Genomic DNA, 17,560 nt, shown 5'->3' on the forward strand with positions numbered 1-17,560 from the left:
TAGAACGGTATGGGGGGAAACAATGTTGCGACGTGCTGCCTTATTAATAATAATCATAACCTTCACTCAAATATCTTTGAGTTTATATGGAGGTCAACCCGGAGCTTTTTTAAGTTTCGGTGCCAGTGCAAGAAGCATTGGAATGGGCAGGGCTTTTGTTGCCTTAGCTGATGATTCATCGGCAGCCTATTTCAATCCGGCAGGTATGGTACAAATTCCAACTATCGAAGGATCATTTTTTCAGTCCAATTTATATAACGAGTATCAATTAACAGCTTTTAATCTGGTTTACCCAATGGTTGATAATTATATCGGCGTAAATTTTACTCAGTTAGCTTCCAATCCAATGGAGCTCCGGGATGAATATAACATCAGTCAGGGATCATTTACCGACACCAAGTCTTCTATCGGTCTTTCTTATGGTCAACCTTTATTTCTACCAAACTTATCCGTTGGTTTAGGTGTTAAATATGTGACCCGCACGCTTTACACCAACACTGATTCCAGAATACTTGGCGACATCAGCGCCCTATACAGACCTTTTGCCTTTCTTTCCATAGGCGCTACCATACAAAATGTATTGGATTTCCAGCTGGATAAAAATTCAGCGGATAAATTTAAACCTTTAATTCGCGGTGGTATCGCTTACAAAGATAAAAATTTTTCTATAGCATATGACCTTGAGAATGATTTTAATACCTGGTTTGTCGGAGCGGAATTAAAGCTACACCCGCTGCTAACAATCAGAGGTGGCATCAACTACGAATCAACAAATTTCGGTTTCAGCAGTGAACTTTATGGCGTTCGTTTTGATTATGCTTATTCCAATGATGACCTCGGGGCAAATAACCGTTTTTCAATTAATCTGGGCATCGGTCAAATGATTAATGACTTCCAAAAAAATGTTGCTTCAGATTGGCATAATTCCGCTGTCGAAAAATACAGAGAAGGTTTCTTCCTTATTGCCCTGGAAGATATGAAAAAAGCCTATATTCTTAATCCACACGATGAAGAAGTAATAAAGAAATTGTCAAAATTAAAAAAACTGGAACAACTTAGCGAAAAACTAAACCTTAATATTGAAACAGAAAGAGCAATATGGCCCAAGTATGTACAGATTAAACAAAACATTAAAGATGGTCAAACAGATAAGGCTGCTCAGGATATTAAAGAACTGTTAAGAAAATACCCTGACAATTCCAATCTGTTACATCTGCTGGATTTAATAAATAATCCTGGGAAAGAATAAACTATGCTAAGCGAGGGGATGAAAATGAAAAAATGGTCTGTTTTAATAATTTCAATGTTTATGGTTTCGCTGGCATTCAGCGCTACAATTGTTAATGAAAGCCAGGATATTCAAGTCCTGCAGGAGCAAAAGATGGTTATGGAATCTTTAAAAAAATTTATTGATGACAAACCGGAAGCTGCTGATGAAATGGAATATGTAATCCAGCAAAAAGATGAAGCGGCCAGGCAGAAAATGAATTCCATGCTGGAAAAAATGGCAGCGGATGATAAGACAACCAAAAATGAGGACGAGCTTTCTGGCGGGTCCATTGACTATATATCCAGAAAATTAAATCTGGCACTGGTTTATTTTTATGAGGCAAAATACTGGCTAACAATCGGTGAATGTAATAACGTTATCAAGGTTGATCCCAAGAATACGCTGGCATGGATCAGGCGAGGTTCGGGTTATTACATGATAGGCAATTATGATCAGGCCAAAAAAGACTGGCAAATTGCTATGAACTTAAATCCCAAGAAAAAAGATAAGGTGGATTTGCAAAATTTTCTGGCGAAAATTGAAGTGTTATCTAAAGAAGAGCAAAACTAAACACTACGGTATAAATATTCTAAAAGGCTCTTTTCGGGTAACAATAATTTCTGATTTCTTCTCTGGTATACTTTTTCTACGGCATCTAAAAATTTATTGAAGTCATATTCAGTTAATTCACCCTTGCTGCTCCAGCTAAAAGCAGGTATCCATTTAGGCAGGGGCTTCCCCTCTGTAATCAGGTTACATCCTATTCCGATAACAGTACCTGCATTCAGTAATGAGCCTATACCAATTTTAACATGGTCCCCGATAATGCTTCCCAGAAATTGCATGTTGGTGTCTTCGTAGTCGTTTGGGCCTTTTGCCAGCTTTATTTTGCTGTAATTGTTTTTCAGGTCTGATGTTGTAGCCATCGCACCGATATTTACCCACTCGCCTATATAGGAGTGTCCTACAAATCCTGCGTGATATTTGTTGCTATTCCCTAAAAAAATGCTGTTTTCTATTTCTCCGCCAATTCTGCAACCTTCTCCTATGGTTGTATTTTTTCTTATATAGCCGGGATAAATAGTTGCGCTATCATCTATAAACGCAGGCCCGTCAATAACAACATTGGACTTGATCACGACGTTTTCCCCGATATAGATTGGCCCGGCCGTTGCATCCAGATGAACAAAAGGATCGATATGAGTACCTTTACCTATATATATCTGTTCTTCTTTTGTTGTGGCTACAAAATTGTTAAGATCAGACAGGATCAGCCCGCCTTTATTCAGCATCTTGAAATCATTAAGTAAAACTTTTCCGTTCTGTTCAATCAATGACTGAATGTTTTCAAAAAAAATCACATCGCTCAGGTTAACTATTTTACAATTAGGATTTTTTCTGAAAAATTTGATAATATTTTGCTCATTAAATTGATCTTCTTTAGCGGCCATCATAAATTCGGACAACAAGTTGCCAGAGACAAAAAGCATGACAACTTTATGGTTGCTAACCATCAGAAAGTTTTTATCTTCCATGTTTAAAGCTTCCTCAACAATAGCCTGGGTAATTACTGCTCGTCCATTAATTACCAGAGCTTTGAGGCCGTTATTAGAGGTATTTACAAAATATTTCGGATATCGCTGTGCAACAGCTGGTTTAAGATAGTCTCTGGTTAGCAGTGTATACTTGGCCTTGGGGAAAAAAAAGTTTATCCTCTCTAGGTTGGTAAAAATTCCTGCTTTCAATTCAAATACACTTCGCAAATAAACTAGAGGAAAAAACTGTTGTACAAGATTGTCTTCGTAAACAACAATATTCTCAAACATATGAGCCATCATACCACTTTCATTTTTTTTATAAAACCCCTAGAGAAAAAACCACCTTAAAACGCTCAGCATGCTGATTGCAGCTGTTTCTGCTCTTAATATTGTTTGGCCGAAAGAAACCAGGGGGATTCCTTCCTTTTTCAAGCCTTCCAGTTCTTCCGGGGCAAATCCTCCTTCAGGTCCGATAATAACCGCCAGCGAAGAGATGTCTTTATTGAGATGGGTTAAATGCTCCTTCAGGTTTAAACTTCCCTGGGTTTCGGCCAGACAAAATATCTGAGGATATTGCTTCTTTAACATACTCAAATTCTTCAAATCCAGCGGATTTCCCAATTCCGGCAAATAAAAACGTCTGGATTGTACTGCTGCTTCCCGCATAATAGTTTCCCATCTCTTCAAATTTACTTCTTCTGCTTTGGGCACAATATATTTGGTTTTCAAAGGAATTATCCAATCAACACCAAGTTCTGTGGCTTTCTGTAAAACCAGCTCCATCCCTGCTCTCTTGATAATTGCCTGAATAAGGGTGATCGCCGGTTTATTTTTCGGCTGTTTGGTAACTTTTTTTAGAACTTTTGCTACCAGCGTTTTTTTGCTCATCTCAACAATTTCCGCTTCTGCGAAAAAATCATCACTTAACGAAACCAAAATAAGCTTGTCTCCAACAATTTTTCGCAATGATCTGGTTATATGAAAATAATCATCACCGGTTATGCTTAGTTTTTCCTGATTTAGGTTGGGCACAAATATATGCATGGCATCAGTTTATAAACATTACCAATCCTTGTCAAATCGGAACTATTTAATAATTGACCATACCCTTTAGTAGTGTTATATTTCTTTCTGCACAATACATTTGAGGAGGTTTGTCATGGTAAAAATAGCAATAAACGGATTTGGAAGAATAGGAAGAAATGTATTCAAGATTGCTCTTGAAAATAAAGATGTTGAAGTAGTAGGAATTAATGATCTCACAGACACAAAAACCCTGGCGCATTTATTAAAATATGATTCGACTCAGGGAAAATTCAACGGTCAGGTTACTTTTGATAACGAAAACCTGATTGTAAATGGTAAAAAATATAAGGTCAGCGCGGAAAGAAGTCCTTTAAATATCCCCTGGGGCACAAGTCCTGATATCGTAATAGAATCAACTGGTGTTTTTACTTCTAAAGAAAGCCCTAGGGGCGGTTATGGCGACCATCTGAAAAATGAAAAATTTCCGGCAAAAAAAGTAATTCTTACAGTACCATCCAAGGATGAAATTGATAACATGATCGTTCTTGGTGTTAACGACGAAAAATTAAAACCGACTGATAAATGTATATCTAACGCATCTTGCACTACAAACTGCCTTGCTCCAATTGTTAAAGTTCTTAATGATAGTTTCGGCGTGGAAAGAGGCTATATGACAACAATCCACTCCTACACCAATGACCAGGTTGTATTGGATGGACCTCATAAAGATTTAAGAAGAGCTCGCTCCTGTGCTCTTTCTCAGATCCCCACAACAACCGGCGCAGCAAAAGCAGTGGGAAAAATTCTTCCGGAATTAAAAGGAAAACTGGATGGAACGTCTGTAAGAGTGCCCACTCCTACAGGCTCTCTGGTTGATCTGGTTGCCATTCTAAAAAAAGAAGTAACCAAAGAAGAAATAAATGCCGCTATGAAAAAAGCTGCAGAAGGTTCAATGAAGGGTATTTTAGAATATACTGAAGATGAAATTGTCTCCGTAGATATTATTCACAATTCTAATTCCTCAATTTTTGATGCGAAAAGCACCATGGTTATGGGAAATATGGTTAAAGTATTTTCCTGGTATGACAATGAATGGGGCTATTCCTGCAGGGTTGTGGAGTTAGCAATTTTAGCTTCAAAAGTATAATATAAACTTTTTGTTTGATACGCTTCAAGGCCCTCAATAATGAGGGCCTTTTATTTTTTGTTATTCTAAATTTTATTCATCTGTCTTATAATACCCTCAAATATTTCGTTTTGAGGAGGACGTACATGGCAAAAAGCTATATGAATAAAAAGTCTATTAAAGACCTTCCCACGTCAGATATCACGGGAAAACGCATTCTTGTTCGTGTTGACTTTAATGTTCCCATGAAAGACGGTGTAATTCAAGATGACACCCGCATAAAGGCTGCCTTGCCCACATTGAATTATATACTGGATCAGAAGCCGAAAACACTGGTACTTATGTCCCATTTGGGAGACCCTAAAAAAGATATGCAAAAAGCCAAAGAAAAAGCAGAACAGGCCGGCAAACCTTTTGATGAAGAAAAATATCTGAACGCAAAACATCGTATGGCGCCTATCGCCGCTCATTTGAGCAAACTTCTCAACCGCCCGGTGCAACTGGCTCCGGCAGCTATTGGCGCTGCGACCAAAGCAATGGTTGATAAATTACAGTCCGGTGATGTTTTGATGCTGGAAAATACCCGTTTTCATAAAGAAGAAACTTCCAAGGTAGAGTCTGAACGTGAAAGCATGGCTAAAGAACTGGCAAGCTATGCCGATTTATTTGTTAATGATGCCTTCGGCACAGCGCATCGTGCTCACGCTTCCACGGAAACTGTCGCACATTACTTGCCGGCCGTAGCCGGACTGCTGATGGAAAAAGAAATGATATATTTGGGGAAAGTTCTGGAAAACCCCGATCGCCCTTTTATAGCTATAATCGGTGGAGCTAAGGTCTCTTCCAAAATTGCCGTTTTGGAAAACCTGCTACAAAAAGTAGATCGTCTGATTGTGGGTGGCGGTATGGCTTATACTTTTTTAAAAGCAAAAGGTTTGTCTGTAGGCACCTCTCTGGTTGAAGATGATATGCTTGATAAAGCCAGGGAAATACTGCAAATAGCTTATGAAAAACAAATTTATATTTATCTGCCGATTGACCATATCGTGACACAGGAGTTCAGTGCTGACGCTGAGTTTCGCCATGTAGCTCGAGGTAATATCGAAGATGGCTGGATGGGCATGGATATTGGTCCTCTGACCATACAAAAATTTGAAGGCGCCTTAAAAGGTGCAAAAACTGTTTTCTGGAATGGCCCTCTCGGAGTTTTTGAGTTTGAAAATTTTTCCAAAGGAACAATGGCTATTGCCAAGGCTATCGCCGATCTGCCCGACTGTACAACTATTATCGGTGGAGGAGATAGCGTTTCAGCCGTTAACAAATCCGGTGTTGCTGATAAAATGACTCATATCTCCACAGGCGGCGGCGCTTCTTTGGAATTAATCGAAGGGAAGGTACTGCCAGGTATAGCTGCTTTACAGGATAAAGCCTGAAATCTTCTATGAAAATTCTTTTTCTGTTACTTTTGGCGCTTGATCAACTGATCAAGCGCTTGTTTCTGTTCCACCAACACTTTAATTACCAAAATCTGGTTTTGGTAAAAAACTCTGGTATTGCTTTCGGTTTATTTCAAAATAGTACGTTTTTTATTATTCTTTTGAATCTGATCATTATCCAGTTTATTATCTTTTTTCGTAAAGCACTTTTTTATGACTCTACCCTAAAAAAACTGGCATTTGTCTTTATTCTCGCAGGTGGTTTTGGGAATCTTATAGACAGATGTCTGCTGGGGTTTGTTGTTGATTTTATTGCTATCTTAAACTTTCCTGTTTTTAATATTGCCGATGTTTATATAAACATCGGTATTGTGCTGCTATTTATAAGCTATTTACGAAATGCAAAAAAAGGAGTTTAACGAACAGGGATCAATCCGCCTTGATGTTTGGCTTAGCAAACAGACCGAGAAAAGCCGTTCTTTTATTAAAAATTGTTGTGAATCAAATAAGGTTTTTATTAATAACCGTCCGGTAAAGGTCAGTCGTTTATTAAAGCCTGGGGATGTTGTTCAATATGACCTGTCAGAAGAACCCCTTCTTCTAACCCCTTCGGCAATAGAGCTGGATATTGTTTACGAAGATGAATCACTAATTGTTATTAATAAACCTTCCGGTTTAACTGTTCATCCGGGAGCTGGCAATAAAACCGAGACCCTTGTAAACGCGCTTCTCTATTATAACCAGAGCCTGTCAACCTTCGGCGGGCTGGATCGACCGGGAATTGTTCATCGTCTGGATAAAGATACGTCCGGCCTGTTGGTTGTTGCAAAAAATAATTCCATTCATGAAAAACTCGCCGCGCAATTCAAAAGTCGTCTGGTGAAAAAAAAATATGTAGCACTGCTTTATGGTTATTTAAAAGAAAAAAGCGGTACTATTGAGCTGCCTATCGGCCGCAACCCTCACAATTATAAAAAATTTATGGTCAATTTACAAAAAGGCAGAGCAGCTGTAACTGAATATATAGTTTTAAAAGAAGCCAACGAAAAAAGCCTGGTGGATATAACGCTGCATACCGGAAGAACTCATCAGATAAGAGTTCACTTCAGCTATCTGAACCATCCTCTGGTAGGGGATTCGTTATATGGGAAACAATCAGCAGGAAAGCAACTGCTTCATGCCTATTGTCTGGGCTTTTATCATCCCCTGCACAAAGGGTGGGTAGAATTTAAAACCAATTTTCCATCCTGGGCCAATTTAAAATCCTTCTAATCTACTAAATGTAGGGTTTTTTCCCTCCTTTATTTTTTATTAGTACTACCCCTATGGATTACCCGGTTTTCCTGGCAAGGTGATGATTTGATTTTCAATTCAAAATACGTATAATTAATCTTACTGATACCTTTTTCAAGGCAGGGGGAAAATGTTCTATAGTGATAATATTAAAAAAGTTAAGGATATCATATCCCAAAATAAGGTTGTGCCCGAGGTAACTTTAATTGGAGTAACAAAAACGTTGTCCACAGAGCAAACCGAGCAGGCCATTCAGTCCGGGCTTCAACATATTGGAGAAAATCGGCTACAAATAGCTGAGCCTAAAATTATGGCTCTGGCTAATAGATATAAGGTTACCTGGCATTTCATCGGTACAATTCAAAAAAATAAAGCAAAAAAAATTGTTCAGCTGTTTCATGTTATCCACTCGGTAAATAGCTGGGATATATTAGCGTCCCTTAATAATTACGCGAAAGAATTGAATGTGAAACCTGACATTCTCTTGCAGGTCAATGTTTCCGGAGAAAAAAGCAAACAGGGTTTTTCAGCCAATGAAATAAGGCTTACTATTCGTTCTGTATACGATTATTCCAATGTGAACTTTATCGGTTATATGACAATGGCGCCCTATACCAATGATGAAGATTATTTACATTCAATCTTCAAACAATTAAAGGATCTTGCTGAAGAATTAAAAGAATCCGGCATCAATTACCAGCACTTATCAATGGGAATGAGTAACGATTTTATTGTAGCCCTCAAGGATGGGGCGACTATGGTCCGGTTAGGGACCATATTATTTTCTTAAGGAGGAAAAAAATGGTAAACGCTCAAAAAAATATGTTCGAAAAATTCAAGGTTTTTCTTGGTCTGGAAGATTCGGAATCGGTAAACGGTCCTGCGGAACAGACTGGCAGAAAATCCAACCAGAAGAATGCTTCCACTATAAGTCTGTCGTATTTCAAAAAAGGTTTCTCGGAAGTAAAAATTATCTCTCCCAAAAAATACTCTGATGCTCTTAATATAGCTAATCTTTTAAAAGAAGAAACCCCCATGATTGTTAATTTTCAGTATTTGGATTCAATGAATATGAAAAGGTTTATGGATTTCATTTCCGGGACAATTTATTCATTGAACGGCCATTTGGCAAGGCTCACCGATAATATAATCATGTTAACTCCAGCCAAGATTATTATTACTGAGGACCAGCCTGAAAAAACTGTAGAAACTTTAAAAAACAATGCCAACGAAGAAATAGTAGTAAGTCTAATAAATAACAATTGAATAAACAGAAAAAAATCTGCTTTATCGGTGCGGGCAATATGGGTGAGGCTCTTATAAAAGGCCTTGGTAGGGATAAGTCTGCTTTTCAGATAGGAATATTTGATACCAACAAGGAACGCACTGCTGTTATTAAAAAAAATTATAAGGTAGCTATACTGAAAACTGTTCTGGAAATCAATGAATATGAAATTTGTATCCTGGCCATCAAGCCACAGACTGTTCATGAGGTTATCGGGGAGTTATCTTCATTTTTAAAAAAAAATGTGCTTCTGGTTTCAATTGCTGCAGGTTTAACAATTGGTTTTTACAAAAAGTATTTCCCCCAAAATAGAATTGCCCGTGTGATGCCAAACACTCCTGCCCTGATTAACCAGGGGATGAGCGGAATATGTTTTTCAGCAGACTGTTCCTTGCAACATAAAAAAATCGTCTCCAAAATTTTTGAAAATGTTGGGGATATTCTGCCTATAGAAGAAAAACTGATGAACAGCGTAACCGCACTAAGTGGCAGTGGGCCTGCCTATTTCTTTTATTTCGCCGATGTTTTTGCCAGGGAGGCCCTGGAAATAGGCTTAAATTATAATGATGCCCTGCATTTAATCAGCAAAACCATGCTGGGTGCTGCTCAGATGATTTTACGGAACAAACAGACACCGGCAGAGCTAGTCTCTATGGTGACTTCACCAAAGGGTACCACTGAGGCTGCCTTAAAAGTATTACAAGCGAGTGAAATTTCTGCTATAATAAAAGACACCTTATTGGGGGCGAAGAAACGGGCAGAAGAATTAAGTAAGAATATATAATAATGACCGTTCAAATAATATCTTTTGCTTTTCAGATTTACGAATTCCTGCTGGTATTCAGGATTATTCTTACTTGGTTGCCGCACGATTACAATCACCCTCTGGTTCGTGGTCTTGGCAAAGTTACGGATCCATATCTGGAAATGTTTCGCTCCTTGCCATTACAGTTCGGGGGGTTTGATTTTTCGCCGATAGTCGCATTTTTTGTATTAGACTTTATCAGGCAACTTGTTCTCAGGTTGTTTGTTTTTTAGATGTTCCTTTATTTTATTTTTAAAATCCTTTATTCAATACTTATCTTGCGTCTTGTTGCCAATGTATTGATTTTCTTTAAAAAAAATCGTAACCCTGTTCTTAATTTTTTTGTTCAAATTATAGTGTTTTTGTCTTATCCGTTGATAAAACCTTTTCAAAAGATTTTCTTAACACCTTTTGATTTTTCTCCTCTGTTGCCACTTGCTCTTCTCGCTTATATTGTAGAACCGCTTCTAAGGTTCTTTTTCTAGTTGTGCAGACCAAGCCCAAGCTTTTACACGTAAAAACAATAACCAATGCGAAAAAATGTGAAATTATTTATGAAAATGAAGATCATTTAAAAATAAAACTAAATATTATCCCTGAAAAGGGTAAGGCAAACAAAAAAATAATTGATATACTGGCAAAACAATTGAAAATTCCCAAAAAAAAGTTGAAAATTATAAGTGGGGAATTAAGTCACAATAAAATTTTGGCTATTGAAGATTTTATTAAGCCCCTGCAAGACTTTTTTAATTGAGCTCTGTTTCAAATAATGCTTCTAAAAACAATATACACTGTTCTTCTCTTTTTTTCTTTACTTTTTTGTGAAACTATTTCCAATAATGTTACCTTAAACGTTTTACCATCAACCTCGCCAACAACAGACAATGAGCCAAATCTCAGCACTAGCAACTTAATGGAACTTCTTGTGCTTGTGGATACAAAAAATCTTGAGGAAATTTCTCCGGCCATTATTCCCACAATGGCTATAATACCTGTTAATAGCGACTTGTACCCTAATAAACAATATACGATTGAAAGTTTAAACAAACCCTCTGTCAACGAGCAGGAGCTTAAGGCAAATTTTGAAGTAACTCCTTCCGTTTCTATTTCCGGTAATCTGATTCCTACTGTTGATCACAGTATCGTGGTGCTGGAAAGAAAAATTTTTAAGGTGGAGCTGTCTACTCCTTCCATTAAAGCCAGGGAGCCGGCATTGCAAAAAATTACTGATGAAGAAGATGTTCTGGAAAAACCTGTTACTTCCAGCTTCTGGAGAGATTTTCGTTGGGAACAATGGGAGGAAAAGCAAAAAAACGAAGACAACTTACACATAACACCATATATGGATGGCTTCGGTGAAATAAAACTTTATTCATTAAAGGTTAACGGAAATCGTAATAGTGCTTTATTGGACTCTGTTTATGTTGATTTAATGAGAAAAATAAAGGAGGTTGATTTCCAGATTGAATCGCGCTTTAACCTGCTTTTAAGGGCAAAAATCAATGAGGATACTGAGGTTAACTATAATATTCAGCAAGAACCGAATATGCCTCAAAAAACCGATATTAATTTAAAAATAAGAAAAAATATTATCAATTTTGGGGTCATTGATAAAGCATATTCTTTAGGGGCTTTTACAAATATCAGCAAAAAAATAGATGGAATATCAGTTGTAGGCAGTGAGGGGTCTTTCAATTACAACTTTGGGTACGGTCAAGCTAAAAGTCAGGCAGATTTCTTTAGCAGAACGGGTAGTGGAGTAAATGAATATGTGCTTCGTAACAAACCGATTTTGGAAAACTCTCTGAAAGTTTGGGTAAACGATGTTCTTCTGGTAGAAAATGTTGATTATCAGATCAACTATTTTGAGGGTAAGGTTGTTTTTAAAACTCCAAAAATGTCTCAGGATAATCTGACTTTTTATTACGAATATACCAATCCCATAGAAGAATTCATTCCGATTGCTACACATGTAAATTTTATAGGGTTAAGCGGAGAGTACACAAAGCAGGCTCAGGATGAACTACAACCTATTTATAAGGAAATAAATGAAACCTATATTTTATCGTCCGATGTTAAAATGATACAGCTAAAAAAGAAACCGGTTAAATTTACTTCTGAAAAAATATGGTCCGACGGTTTGCCCTTAAAAAACAACCGCGACTATTATATTCATTATATTAATGGTAAAGTGTTTTTTCTGAATAAACCGTTATCGCCAACGATAAACATCTCCTATCTTACTCCACAAACCCAGAAAAAAACTGAAGTATTTAACGGTAAAGGAAAGTTGGGTATTTATTACTTACAATTTATGCCAATTCTGGAATATAGTGACGAAGTCATTGTACAGGACATGGTTTACAAAAGAGATGTGGACTATAAAATCGATTACATTAACGGTAGGTTGATGTTCAATTATCCAATTCCCCAAACATCTAAAATCGTTATTAATTATGAGCAACATGTATTGGGCAAATATTCCGCTACCAATCCTGAGACCGACTCAAATTATAAAGTTCAATTCGGATACTTCAAAGAGTTTGCCAAAGCGCAAAAAGACTTAAATACCAAATTAATTTCTGATACTTATAGCTCCCCATCTCTCAATGCTGACAATAGCCTGACATTGTACCTAAGCTCCTGGCCGATTGTTTTAGATTCTATCGCAGTTTATGTTAATCAGCAGCTTATCAGTTCTGTTAATTACAACTTAAATGCTTATACCGGTGTGGTAACTATTAACAACACAGTAATAACCGGCTCTCAAAATGACGTAAATATAACCTATTATTATTATAAGGAATATGGACCGTCTCAATGGTTCTTTTCAGGAACCGATCCGGACTTTGAACACAATGTTATCTTTAATAATCAATCTGCCCATAGAATTCTCTCAAAAATGGAGCAGCCTGTTAAGTATGACCGCTACAACAACCAAATTCTCGTTGAGTATCAAAAAGCCTCTCAAGCAGGTTACTTAACACTGATTTATGGTAAGGATTATATTGTTGATTATTATAATGCGGGAGTAAATGTAGGACAAATATATATAGTTTTGTTTAATCAATATCTTGGGAAAGATGGTATGGTTTACGGTGTTCCTGCCAACCTCACATCTTATGATCAGTTTCGTATTACTTATAAATACAATAAATCCAACATACCAGACCCCGGCGACATTTCACATGAGCAATTTGAGGCAGTATATAATCAAAATTTCTCCAAAAATCTAGATATTTGTCTTGATGTAGCAAAAACCAGTAAGGAGTATTCCAGAAGTTTTCAAACTACAACCAATTATATAGCAGCAAACGGACAATACGGGTTTACCTATTCTCTGAATTACCCGAACATTGTTGAAAACTCCGAAATAGTTTACATAAATGGTCAACCTAATGCCATAAAAAATGAGCATTACTATATAAATTATGCTTTGGGAAAAATAACCTTTATAAACCTTAATCCTACACCTTCTGATAATGTCTATATCAAATACTCATATTACACAACAGATTCCGGCGAAAACATACAAAAGGTCTTCAAGGAAGGTAATGCGGTTAATCTGCGAACCAAATATACCAATAATTTTTCCAGTTCTCAGTTGGAACTGGTTTCTGTTGATGATGATTTTGCTCCGTTCGGTTCCACGAAATATGCCGCAGGATCAAACGTTATCAACTTTGCTACAGCCGTAACACCTTACAATAACGTTTCTGTGGCTACCTCCTATTTTGTTAATAAAACAAAATTGGATACAGCTTCTTTAAATGGCACTAAATTATCTCAAACTCAAGAAAAAATAATGGCCGAGATCGGTTATAAACCATTCAATATTCTGGCTGTTACCTATCACTGGGAAAAAGAAAACAATTTGTCGGATATAGATAATACAGTATCTCCAAACTCCAGAGCGGTCGATAATATCGGCTATAAAAATATGTTGGGAGTTTCTGTAGGCCCACAATATTTTCTTACAAACTTTTCTCTTAATCAGTATGACTACAGAAATGATTATATGGATTTATCTAATGTTACAGACAAAAAATCCTACAGCTGGATAGTGGATAACACCTGCACGGCATATGATAACCGTTTCCAGCTTAAAACAATTCTTTCCAAAACAAATGAAACCGAACTGGAACCTCTTTCGGGTAATCATAAACTCAGAGAAAATGCCTATCAGAAATCATCTTTTCAGCTTACCTTAAAACCCTTACCCTTTCTAGATTTATATCATTTATATAACAGAGAACTTACTGAAGTTTATAACGGTTTTGATAGTAACAATAATCCTGTTTCAAATAATTATAGCCTGGTTACTTTGCAAAACTATCAACACAACATTACTCTATATCCGCAAATTCAGACCTTTATCGTTGATAACCCCAATTATCAATATTCCATTGCTCAGTCAGAAAAAGCTTCATTACTGGTCAGCCAGACTCCTGATACAACCTTCAGTTTGCTACATCAATTTACCTGGAAATTTATCAACCTTACCAATGTCCTTTATAAAACTTCTAATGCTAACTCTTTAGAAAGCAACAATAATATCAATAAAAATGCTAATGTTACCGAGTATAATGTTTCCAGCTTTTATTTGTTCGGAAATATTTTTCCTGTTCAAATACAAACTATTTCCCGCCGGTTCACAAAATCGTTTGATTCCAATAGTATTCCGCGAAACACAACATTATATTCATCCGGAGAAAATTATTCCAGCGACTCCAGATATGGACTATCGTTAACACCATTGTCTAATCTTCGTTACAGTTTTGATTTTGCTTCGGCTACTAACTATTCATTTTCTACCGAGAACAGAACAACTGATACTTTGATATCTTTTCAAAATTATCCTAAAGAAAATACCAAACAGGTTATTCAATATACTTTGGGAGATTTACTTAAATCTCAATATACCAGTGATTATACTCTTGAGGAAAACTATAAAAATACCGTGTCTTTATCAACGGTAAATATAACTTCAGTTAATAGTGTATCCATTTATAATAAAACTGCCCATATTAATGCTCAAAACCTAAGCAATGCCTTGCTGTTTTTCAAATATCCTATTAATTTGAATATTAATCAAACTTATGACGATTATATTGATACTGACAAAGGTTTAAAGTATAGAATTATGCAGCTGATGAATATAAATACCAATATTCCTGTAGCCGATTTTAGCGTTTCTCCTGTTCTTAACTACAGCCGAACTATACAATACCTGAAGGTTTCCGCTGATATTGATTTGGCTGATATTCAGGGTAATTATAATTCATATTTGTATAACAAAACAATTGAGGGTCAGCTAAATTGCGTTAAACAACTTAATGCCCAGTTTTCCTTTTTGTTAAATTACGGTTATAAAAAAATCGAAGAAAATTTAATTACACCCCCTACTGAGGATATTAAAAGTATAAGCGTACATAGCCTGGGCATAGGGATGCTAATGTATTTACTGCCAAAATTATCTATCAGCTATACTTATACACTAAAAGCAAACATTAATGACATTACACAAATGGCTTTTAACAACTATGCTGATGCATTCCTGGCAGAATACAGGCCTGATCCGGTAAATAATGGAAAATATACAAGCTCGGTGGTTGTTACCTTTAGAAGAGAACATAGCTGGGGTATCGGGCTTAATGATTACGCCAAATTTGAAAACAATCAGGTTAACGGAAACACGCTATCTACCGAAATTACCGATATAGATAATATTTCTTCTACCGGGGTAGTCGCGGCAAATATTGAAATACCGATGGCTGAAAGAAGTAACGGAACAATTGAGAAATTTGTTTTTACCGCTGAAGGAAATTATGTAGAAAAAAAGGATTTAACTGGAAAAACTGACTTTAACTATTCAATTATTTCTTTTATTTTTAGCGGAAAACTCATTTTTTAGATTACATTTATTATTTGCTGCAGAGGACTTAACATAATATATCCGAACATGAATACAATACCTCCGATAACCAGCATAATCAGCAAAACAATCAGATTGGCTAAACGGTCGTAATGCTCTTCCTCATTGAGATTTAGCTCCTTTATCATTTTTTCTATTATGGATATTTTTTTTGTATTCTCTACCTGCTGGGAAAATATCGGTTTATACTTTTTAAGTATTGCCATTGATTCCATGGCTTCCGGCAACCCTTTTCCTTGTTTGATCAACAGGCTCAGTGTGGAAAATAAATAGCTTTCATGAAAATTATTTTGTACTTCATTATATTTATCTATTAAATAATCAAATGAAATATGATATTTAATCGAAGCCTGGTAAATAGTAAATAAAGATTTTTGAAAATGTCTGAACATAATACTTTTTATCAAAGGAAGTTTCATAACCATTGCTTTGTTCCGCTTAAACATAAAAAAACCAAAGGTTCCGATAACAAAAATTGCAAATATTATTATTAATAAATTAGAGGGATAAAATAAGACTAATAGCAATGGCGTTTTTAGTTGGTAGTATTTATAATAATTACTAATTTGAGGAATGATTATCGTTGAAAAAACTGGAATTAATATAATTACCAGAAGAGATAAGGTAGCCGGATAAAATATTTTGCTTAGCATTTTATTGTGTTCAACAATTTTGTTGCTTAACATCTCGTATATATCCTCTATGGCAGTTTCCATGTTGCCAGTTTCTTTAGCTATGAATAAATAAAGCCTGGCGTTACTTCCTATCAGAGAACCCGAGAGTAAAGCATCTGAAAAGCTGCTCCCTTTCTTTAATAAACCCAAAACCCTTTTTATCAACGGCTTCCTTGACTTTTTTACAACATTTTTGTAATTATCCAGAATGTAATAAGCATTCGTTCCTTCCTTATAATATAAATACAAAAATTGAAATAAATCTTTTTGTTCTGGCAATGATAAACCGGCTTTGCCAATATATAAAATCAACCATTTGCTTTTCTTAATTTTTTTTAGGGTTGTCTTCGAAAAATAAACTCTGAAAAACCCTTTTGTTAATGAAAAACAAAATGCCTCATAGATCATGGAAAAAATAATCCGTTTGTGTTCTTTTCAATAATATTTGCCAGTTCTTTTATGCTGATTCGCTTAATTTCGGCTAATTTGTTTAATATAACAACCAGATATTCTGGCTGATTAATATGTTTTCTGTATGGTTCGGGAGTCAGGTATGGCCCATCCGTTTCAATGAGCAATTTGTCTAAAGGTATTTGCTGGATTATATCCAAAAGATTTTTATTATTCTTAAACGTTATCATGCCGTTAAGCGAAATATAAATACCAATATCCAACAGTTTTTTAAGTGTATCTAAAGGGCCGGTATAAGAATGTAATATCATTTTTATTTTCTTGGTATCTTTGATAATCTGGTAAACATCTTCTTCTGCGCCCCTGCTGTGGATTGAAGCGGGAAGCTGAAATTCCTGTGCTTTTTCTAGAAAATAAATAAAAACGTCTTTTTGTGATTTTTGTTCACTATACGAATAAAAATAATCCAGGCCTATCTCCCCTATTGCTACACATTTCGGATTATTCTTGAATGCTAATAAAGATTCTTCAAACTCTGCTTTTAAAAAGCTTTTAGCTTCATGCGGGTGACAACCGAAACCATAATACAAACATTCATGATTTTGCGATATCTCTTTAACATTCAGACTATCTTTGTAATCTACCCCAAAATTAATAATTTTGTTTACATTATGTTTATTTGCATTATTTAACAATTCTTGGATATTTATGGAGCTAAATTTTATATCAGTAAGATGACAATGGGAATCTATTAAATTCAT

The 17,560-nt window shown here is 35.9% G+C and carries 16 protein-coding genes; 12 read left to right on the forward strand and 4 right to left on the reverse strand.

From position 1 onward, the window contains the following. The first annotated feature begins 22 nt into the window (after positions 1-22). Both PHV30_00645 and PHV30_00650 read left to right on the forward strand, forming a co-directional pair. Positions 23-1,249, forward strand: coding sequence for a hypothetical protein (locus PHV30_00645; GenBank protein MDD5455519.1), 1,227 nt, complete (start codon positions 23-25; stop codon positions 1,247-1,249). 24 nt (positions 1,250-1,273) lie between these two features. Further along, positions 1,274-1,840 (forward strand): hypothetical protein, encoded by a 567-nt coding sequence (locus PHV30_00650; GenBank protein MDD5455520.1) that lies wholly within the window; start codon positions 1,274-1,276, stop codon positions 1,838-1,840. Here PHV30_00650 and PHV30_00655 read toward each other — a convergent pair. Further along, positions 1,837-3,096, reverse strand: coding sequence for a putative sugar nucleotidyl transferase (locus PHV30_00655; protein MDD5455521.1), 1,260 nt, complete (start codon positions 3,094-3,096; stop codon positions 1,837-1,839). The genes PHV30_00650 and PHV30_00655 overlap by 4 nt on opposite strands. A 39-nt stretch (positions 3,097-3,135) precedes the next feature. Then, positions 3,136-3,852 carry an RsmE family RNA methyltransferase gene (locus PHV30_00660; GenBank protein ID MDD5455522.1) on the reverse strand — a complete coding sequence of 239 codons (717 nt, stop codon included), beginning with the start codon at positions 3,850-3,852 and terminating at the stop codon, positions 3,136-3,138. A 115-nt stretch (positions 3,853-3,967) separates the two neighbouring features. Between PHV30_00660 and gap the strand changes: the two genes are divergently transcribed. The 10 genes from gap (at position 3,968) to PHV30_00710 (ending at position 15,693) form a co-directional block, all read left to right on the forward strand. Further along, a complete protein-coding gene (gap, locus tag PHV30_00665) occupies positions 3,968-4,981 on the forward strand; it encodes a type I glyceraldehyde-3-phosphate dehydrogenase (protein MDD5455523.1) in 1,014 nt (337 codons plus the stop codon). A 125-nt stretch (positions 4,982-5,106) separates the two neighbouring features. Next, complete coding sequence (locus tag PHV30_00670) at positions 5,107-6,393, forward strand: phosphoglycerate kinase (GenBank protein ID MDD5455524.1); 1,287 nt, start codon at positions 5,107-5,109, stop codon at positions 6,391-6,393. An 8-nt stretch (positions 6,394-6,401) separates the two neighbouring features. After that, entirely contained in the window at positions 6,402-6,815 is a 414-nt protein-coding gene (gene lspA, locus PHV30_00675; GenBank protein ID MDD5455525.1) for a signal peptidase II, read from the forward strand. Continuing rightward, positions 6,796-7,668, forward strand: a complete 873-nt coding sequence (locus tag PHV30_00680; protein ID MDD5455526.1) for an RluA family pseudouridine synthase — start codon at positions 6,796-6,798, stop codon at positions 7,666-7,668. The genes lspA and PHV30_00680 overlap by 20 nt, the downstream gene beginning before the upstream one ends. Positions 7,669-7,819: 151 nt before the next feature. Continuing rightward, positions 7,820-8,479: a YggS family pyridoxal phosphate-dependent enzyme gene (locus PHV30_00685; GenBank protein ID MDD5455527.1), complete on the forward strand. Its 660-nt coding sequence runs from the start codon at positions 7,820-7,822 to the stop codon at positions 8,477-8,479. 11 nt (positions 8,480-8,490) lie between these two features. Then, positions 8,491-8,955 (forward strand): cell division protein SepF, encoded by a 465-nt coding sequence (locus PHV30_00690; protein MDD5455528.1) that lies wholly within the window; start codon positions 8,491-8,493, stop codon positions 8,953-8,955. Further along, positions 8,952-9,758 carry a pyrroline-5-carboxylate reductase gene (gene proC / locus PHV30_00695; GenBank protein ID MDD5455529.1) on the forward strand — a complete coding sequence of 269 codons (807 nt, stop codon included), beginning with the start codon at positions 8,952-8,954 and terminating at the stop codon, positions 9,756-9,758. The genes PHV30_00690 and proC overlap by 4 nt, the downstream gene beginning before the upstream one ends. 2 nt (positions 9,759-9,760) lie before the next feature. After that, the gene (locus PHV30_00700; protein MDD5455530.1) at positions 9,761-10,012 is read left to right on the forward strand and encodes a YggT family protein; all 252 of its coding nucleotides are present in this window, start codon (positions 9,761-9,763) and stop codon (positions 10,010-10,012) included. 254 nt (positions 10,013-10,266) lie between these two features. Then, entirely contained in the window at positions 10,267-10,533 is a 267-nt protein-coding gene (locus PHV30_00705; GenBank protein MDD5455531.1) for a DUF167 family protein, read from the forward strand. A gap of 15 nt (positions 10,534-10,548) precedes the next feature. Next, the gene (locus tag PHV30_00710; GenBank protein MDD5455532.1) at positions 10,549-15,693 is read left to right on the forward strand and encodes a hypothetical protein; all 5,145 of its coding nucleotides are present in this window, start codon (positions 10,549-10,551) and stop codon (positions 15,691-15,693) included. On the opposite strand, the gene PHV30_00715 is transcribed toward PHV30_00710, so the two are convergent. Both PHV30_00715 and PHV30_00720 read right to left on the reverse strand, forming a co-directional pair. Next, positions 15,690-16,700 carry a type II secretion system F family protein gene (locus PHV30_00715; GenBank protein ID MDD5455533.1) on the reverse strand — a complete coding sequence of 337 codons (1,011 nt, stop codon included), beginning with the start codon at positions 16,698-16,700 and terminating at the stop codon, positions 15,690-15,692. The two genes, PHV30_00710 and PHV30_00715, sit on opposite strands and share 4 nt — an antisense overlap. Positions 16,701-16,792: 92 nt before the next feature. Continuing rightward, the gene (locus PHV30_00720; GenBank protein ID MDD5455534.1) at positions 16,793-17,560 is read right to left on the reverse strand and encodes a TatD family hydrolase; all 768 of its coding nucleotides are present in this window, start codon (positions 17,558-17,560) and stop codon (positions 16,793-16,795) included.

Source organism: Candidatus Margulisiibacteriota bacterium (genome assembly GCA_028715625.1).
Lineage (GTDB): Bacteria > Margulisbacteria > Riflemargulisbacteria > GWF2-35-9 > GWF2-35-9 > JAQURL01.

What these genes read in the sequence shown, in the direction of transcription:
- PHV30_00645 (MDD5455519.1), top strand. Translation starts at nt 23, where the DNA reads ATGTTGCGACGTGCTGCCTTATTAATAATAATCATAACCTTCACTCAA.
- PHV30_00650 (MDD5455520.1), top strand. Translation starts at nt 1,274, where the DNA reads ATGAAAAAATGGTCTGTTTTAATAATTTCAATGTTTATGGTTTCGCTG.
- PHV30_00655 (MDD5455521.1), bottom strand. Translation starts at nt 3,096, where the DNA reads ATGTTTGAGAATATTGTTGTTTACGAAGACAATCTTGTACAACAGTTT.
- PHV30_00660 (MDD5455522.1), bottom strand. Translation starts at nt 3,852, where the DNA reads ATGCATATATTTGTGCCCAACCTAAATCAGGAAAAACTAAGCATAACC.
- gap (MDD5455523.1), top strand. Translation starts at nt 3,968, where the DNA reads ATGGTAAAAATAGCAATAAACGGATTTGGAAGAATAGGAAGAAATGTA.
- PHV30_00670 (MDD5455524.1), top strand. Translation starts at nt 5,107, where the DNA reads ATGGCAAAAAGCTATATGAATAAAAAGTCTATTAAAGACCTTCCCACG.
- lspA (MDD5455525.1), top strand. Translation starts at nt 6,402, where the DNA reads ATGAAAATTCTTTTTCTGTTACTTTTGGCGCTTGATCAACTGATCAAG.
- PHV30_00680 (MDD5455526.1), top strand. Translation starts at nt 6,796, where the DNA reads ATGCAAAAAAAGGAGTTTAACGAACAGGGATCAATCCGCCTTGATGTT.
- PHV30_00685 (MDD5455527.1), top strand. Translation starts at nt 7,820, where the DNA reads ATGTTCTATAGTGATAATATTAAAAAAGTTAAGGATATCATATCCCAA.
- PHV30_00690 (MDD5455528.1), top strand. Translation starts at nt 8,491, where the DNA reads ATGGTAAACGCTCAAAAAAATATGTTCGAAAAATTCAAGGTTTTTCTT.
- PHV30_00700 (MDD5455530.1), top strand. Translation starts at nt 9,761, where the DNA reads ATGACCGTTCAAATAATATCTTTTGCTTTTCAGATTTACGAATTCCTG.
- PHV30_00710 (MDD5455532.1), top strand. Translation starts at nt 10,549, where the DNA reads ATGCTTCTAAAAACAATATACACTGTTCTTCTCTTTTTTTCTTTACTT.
- PHV30_00720 (MDD5455534.1), bottom strand. Translation starts at nt 17,560, where the DNA reads ATGAATTTAATAGATTCCCATTGTCATCTTACTGATATAAAATTTAGC.